This is a genomic window from Streptomyces albospinus (assembly GCF_014648695.1).
Lineage (GTDB): Bacteria > Actinomycetota > Actinomycetes > Streptomycetales > Streptomycetaceae > Streptomyces > Streptomyces albospinus.
Window position 1 is genome coordinate 50,001 of sequence record NZ_BMRP01000006.1, and the last position, 8,343, is coordinate 58,343.

An 8,343-nucleotide genomic window follows, 5' to 3' on the forward strand; every position below is an offset into this window, starting at 1 on the left:
GGAGGTGAACGTCATGTCCGCGTAGCGGTCCCCCGCCACCCGGCCCGCGATCGGCTCCAGCAGCGCCAGGTCCTGCTCGCTCAGCGCGAGCCGCGTCGCGCCGGTGTTCTCCTCGATCCGGTGGCGCTTGCTCGTGCCGGGGATCGGGACGACCGTCAGCCCGCGAGCGGTGGCCTGATGGTGCACCCACGCCAGCGCGACCTGGCCGAGCGTCGCGCCGTGGGCGTTCGCGATCTGCTGGATCGGCTCCAGGAGGGCGGCGTTGGCGGCGGCGTTGTCGCCCGTGAAGCGGGGCTGCTGACGGCGGAAGTCGTCCGCGTCCAGTTCCTTGTCGGCGTTGACGAAGGAGCCGGTCAGGAAGCCGCGGCCGAGCGGCGAGTACGGGACGAGGGCGACGCCGAGGCCGGCCGCGGCCGGGACCACGCCCGCCTCGATGTCGCGGCTGAAGAGCGACCACTCGGACTGGACCGCCGCGATCGGGTGCACGGCGTGTGCTTCGCGCAGTTCGGAGGCGGTCACCTCGCTCAGCCCCAGATGCCGGACCTTGCCCTCGGTCACCAACTCGGCCATCGCGCCGACCGATTCCTCGATCGGGACGTTCACATCGCGGCGGTGCATGTAATAGAGGTCGATCACGTCGACGCCGAGGCGCCGCAGGCTGGCCTCGGCGGCCTGCCGGACGTAGGCGCGGTCGTTGCGGATGGCGCGGGTGTAGGGCTCGTCCGGATTGGTGACCAGCGCGAACTTGGTGGCCAGCACGACCTCGTCGCGGTGCGCCTGGATGAAGGGGGCGATGAACTTCTCGTTCTCGCCCGCGCCGTAGACATCGGCGGTGTCGTAGAGCGTGACGCCCAGTTCGAGGGCGCGCTCCAGGGTGGCCCGCGCCTCGTCGGCGTCGGTCGGGCCGTAGGCCCAGCTCATGCCCATGCAGCCGAGGCCCTGGACTCCCACCCGCGGGCCGCCGGTACCCAGCTCCACCGTGTCGATCTTCTCGCTCCCCATGAAACCTCAGAACCTCTCGGACGCCCGCCGGGCGTCGGCGTAGATGTCGATCTTGTAGTCGAGTACGTCGAGCGTGCTCTGGAGCTCGGCTATCCGCTGCCGTACGTCCTCGCGGTGCTCGGTCAGCAGCTGCTCGCGCTCGGCGAAGGTGCTCTCGCCGGCCCGCACCAGCTCCGCATAACGGACCATGTCGGCGACCGGCATGCCGGTCAGCCGCAGCTTGGAGACCAGATTCAGCCAGTCCAGATCGCGGTTGGTGAAGCGGCGCTGCCCCGTGTGCGTACGGTCCACGTGCGGCATCAGGCCGATCCGCTCGTACCAGCGCAGGGTGTGCGCGCTCAGGCCGGTGTGCTCGGCCACCTCGCTGATCGTGTACTGGTCGCGGCCGGTGGGCCGCGGATGGGCGGGCGAGGTCCCGCAGCCCTGCGCCGTCGCCGGCCGCGGCCGTGGCCGGGGGCAGGGCACCGTCTCCGGCAGACCGCCGGTCATGGTCGCCCCGCCGGTCACCAGCTCGCTCTGCGTCACGGTCATACCGTGTCTCCCCCTTTTCGCCGGATGGCTCTTTCGTCCCCGGACGCCGCGACGGCGCCGGGTTCCTGGCCGGATGCCTCTCGACTCCCCCAACGCTAGAGACCTTGAGTGCACTCCAAGCAAGCGCCGATCGCAGGCAGACTTGACCGGAATTTGAGGCCGTCCGGGCACCCCGTAGGCTCGGACCATGCAGAGCCTGCGGATGATCGAGAACTGGCCGGTGCCCACTGCTTCGGCCGCCGTCGTACGAGCCGACGGCTCCGTGGCCGGAGCGTACGGCCCGCTGGGGCACCGCTTCCCGCTGGCGTCGGTCACCAAGCCGCTGGCCGCCTACGCCGCGCTGCTCGCCATCGAGGAGGGCGCCATCGAGCTGGACGAACCGGCCGGCCCCGAGGGGGCCACGGTCCGTCATCTGCTCGCCCACACCTCGGGGCTGGCCTTCGACGAGCAGCGCCCGATGGCCGCGCCGGGCACCCGCCGGATCTACTCCAACGCCGGTTTCGAGGCGCTCGGCGACCACATCGCCAAGGCGACCGACATCCCCTTCCCGCAGTATCTGCACGAGGCGGTGCTCGCCCCGCTCGGGATGACCGCGACGGACCTCCCCGGCTCACCGGCCAAGGACGGCGTCTCCACGGTCGCGGACCTGATCCGCTTCGCGGCCGAACTCCAGGCGCCCCGGCTGCTCGCTCCGCAGACGCTCGCGGAGGCGACCCGGGTCGTCTTCCCGGGGCTCACGGGTGTGCTGCCGGGCTACGGCCACCAGAAGCCCAACGACTGGGGGCTCGGCTTCGAGATCCGCGACGGGAAGTCGCCCCACTGGACGGGCTCCGGATCCTCGCCGCGCACCTTCGGGCACTTCGGGCAGTCGGGGACGTTCCTGTGGGTGGACCCGGACGCGCGGGCGGCGTGCATCGCGCTGACCGACCGGGACTTCGGACCGTGGGCCATCGAGGCATGGCCGAAACTGACCGATGCGGTGCTGGCCGAGCTGGCCACCCGCTGAAAGTTCCGGTGTCGGTCCACGGGTAGGGGAGCAAACGGCACTCCGACCCGTATGCCGCCCGCTCCCCTATCCGTGGACCGACTCCGGCGGCATCTCCCACAGCAGACACTCCGCCCTCGTCAGCCCCACCAGCTCCAGCCCCTCGGCGTCCGTGATCCGCGCCGCGTCCCCGGCCGCCAGGCGCTGCGCGCCGAGCCGCACCGCGCCGCGCACCACGTGCACGTACACCCGCGCGGCATCCGGGACGGCGGTGCGCTCGCCGTCCGCGAGACGGCGCACATGCAGCATGGCGCCGGCTCGCGCAAGCGCGTACGGGGTGCCGTCGGCGATGCCGCGGACCACCTCGTACGCCGGGTCGCCCCCGTGGGAGAGCGGGGCCAGCCACATCTGGACGAAGCAGAGCGGCTCCGCACCGGAGTTGCGCTCGACGTGCCGCACGCCGCCGGCCGAGCTGAGCCGCTGGAGGTCGCCGGGGCGTACGGTCGTCTCATGGCCCGCCGAATCGCGGTGGGTCAGTTCGCCCTCGACGACCCAGGTGACGATCTCGGTGTCCCGGTGCGGATGCTCGTCGAAGCCGGCGCCGGGCGCGAGGCGCTCCTCGTTGCAGGCGATCAGCGCACCGAAGCGCAGATTGTGCGGGTCGTAGTGGGGCCCGAAGGAGAACGCGTGCAGCGACGCGATCCCGGCGTCCGCATCGCCGCCCCGATAACGTTCCACACCCCTGCGCACCTGAATCATCGGCCCACCGTAGCCCCGCCGCCGCACCCCCTCATCCTGATAGGGCAGGCTTGTCCCGTGTCTGAACCCGCATCGCGCGACGCGCACCCGCACTCGGCGACCCTCCGGCGCCTGGAGAACTCGTCCGGCAAACTGGCGGCGGCGGCCATCTCCCGTATGGACGCCACGCTGCCGTGGTACCGCGCGATGCCCCCGGAGAACCGTTCCTGGATCGGGCTGGTCGCACAGGCCGGTATCGCCGCCTTCACCGAGTGGTTCCGGCACCCCGAGACCCCGCAGGCGATCAGCACCGACGTCTTCGGCACGGCGCCGCGCGAGCTGACCCGGGCGATCACCCTGCGGCAGACCGTGGAGATGGTCCGCACGACGATCGAGGTCATGGAGGCCGCGATCGACGATGTCGCGGCGCCGGGCGACGAGTCCGTGCTGCGCGAGGCGCTGCTGGTCTACGCCCGGGAGATCGCCTTCGCCACCGCCCAGGTCTACGCGCAGGCCGCCGAGGCGCGCGGCGCCTGGGACGCCCGGCTGGAGTCGCTGGTGGTCAACGCGGTGCTCTCCGGGGAGGCCGACGAGGGCGCCGTCTCGCGGGCCGCGGCGCTCGGCTGGAACGCGCCGGAGCATGTGTGCGTGGTGCTGGGCACCGCCCCGGACGGGGACAGCGAACTGACCGTCGAGGCGATCCGGCGGGCCGCCCGGCACGCCAAACTCCAGGTGCTGACCGGGGTCCTGGGCAGCCGCCTGGTGGTGATCGCGGGCGGCTCCGACAACCCGCTCAAGGCGGCGAAGGCGCTGATCGGCCCGTATGCCGCGGGGCCCGTGGTGGCCGGACCGGTGGTCTCCGACCTGCTCGCGGCGACCCGCTCGGCGCAGGCCGCGGCGGCCGGACTCCGGGCCTGCGCCGCCTGGCCGGACGCCCCGCGGCCGGTGCTCGCCGACGATCTGCTGCCGGAACGCGCGATGGCCTCGGATCCGGTCGCGCGCGAGCAGTTGGTGGAGGAGATCTACAGACCGCTGGAGGAGGCGGGGTCGGCTCTCCTGGAGACGTTGAGCGTCTATCTGGAGCAGGCCAGCAGTCTGGAGGGCGCCGCCCGGATGTTGTTCGTGCACCCCAACACCGTGCGCTATCGGCTGCGACGTGTGACGGACGTCACCGGCTGGTCACCGTCCGATGTGCGCTCGGCCTTTACGCTGCGTATCGCGCTGATTCTGGGGCGTCTGGCCGACGGTGAGGCGCAACTCTAGACTTTTGTCGAACACCAACAATTCCCCCGATGGTTCTTCGTCCCTGTCCCCACGGGCGGGCGGGACCTCCCCCAAGAGAGAGTGTGAGGGTGCTCGTACTCGTCGCTCCCGGCCAAGGCGCTCAGACGCCCGGCTTCCTGATCCCCTGGCTCGACCTCCCCGGAGTCGAGGACCGGCTCCGTGAATGGTCCGACGCCATCGACCTGGACCTCGTCCACTACGGCACCAAGGCCACCGAAGACGAGATCCGCGACACCGCGGTCGCCCAGCCGCTGCTGGTGGCGGCCTCCCTGATTTCCGCGCGGCAGCTGTTCGCGACCGCCGACGACTTCGCCGCCCGGGTGGGCGCGGCGGCCGGGCACAGCGTCGGCGAACTCGCCGCCGCGGCACTGACCGGCAGCATCTCCGACGGCGCCGCGATGACGCTGGTGCGCCGCCGCGGGCAGGCCATGGCCGAGGCCGCCGCCGTCAACGAGACCGGTATGGCGGCGCTGCTCGGCGGCGACGAGGCCGTCGTGCTGCCCCACCTGGAGAAGCTCGGCCTGACGCCGGCGAACGTGAACGGCGCCGGCCAGATCGTGGCCGCGGGCACCGCCGAGCAGATCGCCGCGCTGGTCGAGGACAAGCCGGAAGGCACCCGCCGGGTCGTCCCGTTGAAGGTGGCCGGCGCGTTCCACACCCACCACATGGCACCTGCCGTCGCGGCCCTGGACTCGGCGGCGGCCGAGCTGTCGTTCGCCGACCCGCGCACCCGTTACGTCTCCAACAAGGACGGACAGGTGGTCACTTCCGGCGGGGATCTGGTGCAGCGGCTGGTGGGCCAGGTGGCCAACCCGGTGCGCTGGGACCGGTGCATGGAGACCTTCAAGGAGCTCGGCGTCACCGCGCTGATCGAGGCGGCCCCCGGCGGCACGCTGACCGGCCTGGCCAAGCGCGCCCTGCCCGGCGTGAAGACGCTGGCCCTCAAGACGCCCGACGATCTCGAAGCGGCCCGCGAGCTCATCGCCGCGGTATCGGCCGAATAGGAGTCCGAAGCGCATGACCTCGAAGATCAAGCCCTCGAAGGGTGCCCCGTACGCGCGCATCATGGGTGTCGGCGGCTACCGCCCGACCCGCGTCGTGCCCAACGAGGAGATCCTCAAGCACATCGACTCGTCCGACGAGTGGATCCGCTCGCGGTCGGGCATCGCCACGCGCCACTGGGCCGGCCCCGACGAGACCGTCGCGACGATGTCGGTCGAGGCGTCCGGCAAGGCCATCGCCGACGCCGGTATCACGCCCGAGCAGATCGACGCGGTGGTCGTCTCCACCGTCTCCCACTTCAAGCAGACCCCGGCCATCGCGACCGAGATCGCCCACCTGATCGGCGCGGGCAAGCCGGCCGCGTTCGACATCTCCGCGGGCTGCGCGGGCTTCGGTTACGGCCTGACGCTGGCCAAGGGCATGGTCACCGAGGGCTCCGCGGAGCACGTCCTGGTCATCGGCGTCGAGCGGCTCTCGGACCTGACGGACCTGGAGGACCGCGCGACGGCCTTCCTGTTCGGCGACGGCGCCGGCGCGGTGATCGTCGGCCCCGCCGCCGAGCCCGCGATCGGCCCGACCGTGTGGGGCTCGGAGGGCGACAAGGCCGAGACCATCAAGCAGACCATCGCCTGGGACGCGTACCGCACCACGCCGGTGCCCGGCGGCGACGGCCCGGAGGAGCGCACCGCCCCCGAGGCGATCCGCTACCCCGCCATCACCCAGGAAGGCCAGGCGGTCTTCCGGTGGGCGGTGTTCGAGATGGCGAAGGTCGCCCAGCAGGCGCTGGACGCGGCCGGGGTCAGCCCGGACGACCTGGACGTCTTCATTCCGCACCAGGCCAACATGCGGATCATCGACTCGATGGTGAAGACTCTGAAGCTGCCGGAGAGTGTGACGGTCGCCCGCGACGTGGAGACCACCGGCAACACCTCGGCCGCCTCGATTCCGCTCGCCATGGAGCGGCTGCTGGCGACCGGTCAGGCCAAGAGCGGGGACACCGCGCTGGTCATCGGCTTCGGGGCGGGTCTCGTGTACGCCGCGACGGTCGTTACTCTCCCCTAGGCAAGATCTGCGCAGCACGGCACGAAACAGTAAGTGTCGGTAGCTGTCCAGAGCTTCACCGCTTCACCGTAAAAAGCAGTTTCACCCTAAAATGACCGAAGGAGCGCCATCATGGCCGCCACTCAGGAAGAGATCGTCAAGGGTCTCGCCGAGATCGTGAACGAGATCGCCGGCATCCCCACCGAGGACGTCCAGGTGGACAAGTCCTTCACCGACGACCTGGACGTTGACTCGCTGTCCATGGTCGAGGTCGTCGTCGCCGCCGAGGAGCGCTTCGACGTGAAGATCCCGGACGACGACGTCAAGAACCTCAAGACCGTCGGCGACGCGACCGACTACATCCTCAAGCACCAGGCCTGATCTGGCGCAGCGCATGTCGCCACCCCGCGGTGGCGCCGTTGATTCAGACCCCCCTACCCGTGGAGTAAGAATTCCCGTGAACGCGACCAATCGCACCGTGGTCGTCACCGGTATCGGCGCAACCACACCGCTGGGTGGCGACAGCGCTTCAACCTGGGAGGCACTGCTCGCCGGCCGGTCCGGTGTGGGCAGCCTCGACCAGGAATGGGCAGCCGACCTGCCCGTTCGGATCGCCGCGCAGGCCGCCGTCGATCCGGCCGACGTCCTGCCCCGGGCGCAGGCCCGCAAGCTGGACCGCTCGGCGCAGTTCGCGCTGATCGCGGCCCGTGAAGCCTGGGCGGACGCCGGTTTCACCGCCAAGGCCGGCGAGCCGGACTCCGGCGCCGGCGCGGCCGGTTCGGTCAACCCGGACCGCCTGGGCACCGTCATCGCCTCCGGCATCGGCGGCGTGACCACCCTGCTCGGCCAGTACGACGTGCTCAAGGAGAAGGGCGTCCGCCGCGTCTCCCCGCACACCGTCCCGATGCTGATGCCCAACGGGCCGTCGGCCAACGTCGGTCTGGACGTCAACGCCCGCGCCGGTGTGCACACCCCGGTCAGCGCCTGCGCGTCCGGCTCCGAGGCCATCGGCTACGCCATCGAGATGATCCGTACGGGCCGTGCCGACATCGTCGTCGCGGGCGGTACGGAGGCGGCCATCCACCCGCTGCCGATCGCCGCGTTCGGCAACATGATGGCGATGTCGAAGAACAACGACGACCCGCAGGGCGCCTCCCGCCCGTTCGACACCGAGCGCAACGGCTTCGTCCTCGGTGAGGGCGCCGGCGTGATCGTCCTGGAGTCGGCCGAGCACGCCGCCAGGCGCGGTGCCCGGGTCTACGCCGAGGCCGTCGGCCAGGGCATCTCCGCCGACAGCCACGACATCGTGCAGCCCGAGCCGTCCGGCAACGGCATCGCGCACGCGCTCCAGAACCTGCTCGACAACAGCGACCTCGACCCGGCCGAGATCGTGCACGTCAACGCGCACGCCACCTCGACCCCGCAGGGCGACCTGGCCGAACTGAAGGCGCTGCGCAAGGTCTTCGGCGACGACGTCGACCACATGGCGGTCTCCGCGACCAAGTCGATGACCGGTCACCTCCTGGGTGGCGCGGGCGGCATCGAGACGGTCGCCTCGATCCTGGCGCTGTACCACCGGACGGCGCCGCCGACGATCAACATCGAGAACCTCGACCCGGAGGCGGACGCGGACATCGTCCGCGGCGAGGCCCGCGCACTGCCGGCCGAGGGCCGGGTCGCGGCGCTGAACGACTCGTTCGGCTTCGGCGGCCACAACGTGGTGCTGGCGTTCCGTACGGTCTGACCCCGTCACCCGCAGC

The 8,343-nt window shown here is 71.3% G+C and carries 9 protein-coding genes; 6 read left to right on the top strand and 3 right to left on the bottom strand.

Annotation, left to right across the window (positions count from 1 at the left end):
• Both IEZ17_RS10880 and IEZ17_RS10885 read right to left on the bottom strand, forming a co-directional pair.
• Window positions 1–1,002: aldo/keto reductase (locus IEZ17_RS10880; protein ID WP_189298961.1), on the bottom strand; the 1,002-nt coding region annotated here is incomplete at its 3' end.
• 6 nt (window positions 1,003–1,008) lie between these two features.
• Window positions 1,009–1,533 (bottom strand): MerR family transcriptional regulator, encoded by a 525-nt coding sequence (locus tag IEZ17_RS10885; protein ID WP_189298962.1) that lies wholly within the window; start codon window positions 1,531–1,533, stop codon window positions 1,009–1,011.
• A 187-nt stretch (window positions 1,534–1,720) separates the two neighbouring features.
• On the opposite strand from IEZ17_RS10885, the gene IEZ17_RS10890 reads away from it, so the two are divergent.
• Window positions 1,721–2,539 carry a serine hydrolase domain-containing protein gene (locus IEZ17_RS10890; protein ID WP_189298964.1) on the top strand — a complete coding sequence of 273 codons (819 nt, stop codon included), beginning with the start codon at window positions 1,721–1,723 and terminating at the stop codon, window positions 2,537–2,539.
• 66 nt (window positions 2,540–2,605) lie between these two features.
• On the opposite strand, the gene IEZ17_RS10895 is transcribed toward IEZ17_RS10890, so the two are convergent.
• Complete coding sequence (locus IEZ17_RS10895) at window positions 2,606–3,277, bottom strand: pirin family protein (RefSeq protein WP_189298966.1); 672 nt, start codon at window positions 3,275–3,277, stop codon at window positions 2,606–2,608.
• A 57-nt stretch (window positions 3,278–3,334) separates the two neighbouring features.
• On the opposite strand from IEZ17_RS10895, the gene IEZ17_RS10900 reads away from it, so the two are divergent.
• The 5 genes from IEZ17_RS10900 (at window position 3,335) to IEZ17_RS10920 (ending at window position 8,327) form a co-directional block, all read left to right on the top strand.
• On the top strand, window positions 3,335–4,519 hold the full coding sequence (locus IEZ17_RS10900; protein ID WP_189298968.1) for a PucR family transcriptional regulator: 1,185 nt from the start codon (window positions 3,335–3,337) through the stop codon (window positions 4,517–4,519).
• A gap of 89 nt (window positions 4,520–4,608) precedes the next feature.
• The gene (locus tag IEZ17_RS10905) at window positions 4,609–5,544 is read left to right on the top strand and encodes an ACP S-malonyltransferase (protein ID WP_189298970.1); all 936 of its coding nucleotides are present in this window, start codon (window positions 4,609–4,611) and stop codon (window positions 5,542–5,544) included.
• Between the two features lie 13 nt (window positions 5,545–5,557).
• The gene (locus IEZ17_RS10910) at window positions 5,558–6,604 is read left to right on the top strand and encodes a ketoacyl-ACP synthase III (protein WP_189298971.1); all 1,047 of its coding nucleotides are present in this window, start codon (window positions 5,558–5,560) and stop codon (window positions 6,602–6,604) included.
• A 111-nt stretch (window positions 6,605–6,715) separates the two neighbouring features.
• Entirely contained in the window at window positions 6,716–6,964 is a 249-nt protein-coding gene (locus tag IEZ17_RS10915; RefSeq protein WP_189298972.1) for an acyl carrier protein, read from the top strand.
• A 76-nt stretch (window positions 6,965–7,040) separates the two neighbouring features.
• Window positions 7,041–8,327, top strand: a complete 1,287-nt coding sequence (locus tag IEZ17_RS10920) for a beta-ketoacyl-[acyl-carrier-protein] synthase family protein (RefSeq protein ID WP_189298973.1) — start codon at window positions 7,041–7,043, stop codon at window positions 8,325–8,327.
• Window positions 8,328–8,343 lie beyond the last annotated feature (16 nt).

Excerpts from the sequence above, each read along its gene's own strand:
- IEZ17_RS10885 (WP_189298962.1), bottom strand. The coding sequence starts at position 1,533 with ATGACCGTGACGCAGAGCGAGCTGGTGACCGGCGGGGCGACCATGACC.
- IEZ17_RS10890 (WP_189298964.1), top strand. The coding sequence starts at position 1,721 with ATGCAGAGCCTGCGGATGATCGAGAACTGGCCGGTGCCCACTGCTTCG.
- IEZ17_RS10895 (WP_189298966.1), bottom strand. The coding sequence starts at position 3,277 with ATGATTCAGGTGCGCAGGGGTGTGGAACGTTATCGGGGCGGCGATGCG.
- IEZ17_RS10910 (WP_189298971.1), top strand. The coding sequence starts at position 5,558 with ATGACCTCGAAGATCAAGCCCTCGAAGGGTGCCCCGTACGCGCGCATC.
- IEZ17_RS10915 (WP_189298972.1), top strand. The coding sequence starts at position 6,716 with ATGGCCGCCACTCAGGAAGAGATCGTCAAGGGTCTCGCCGAGATCGTG.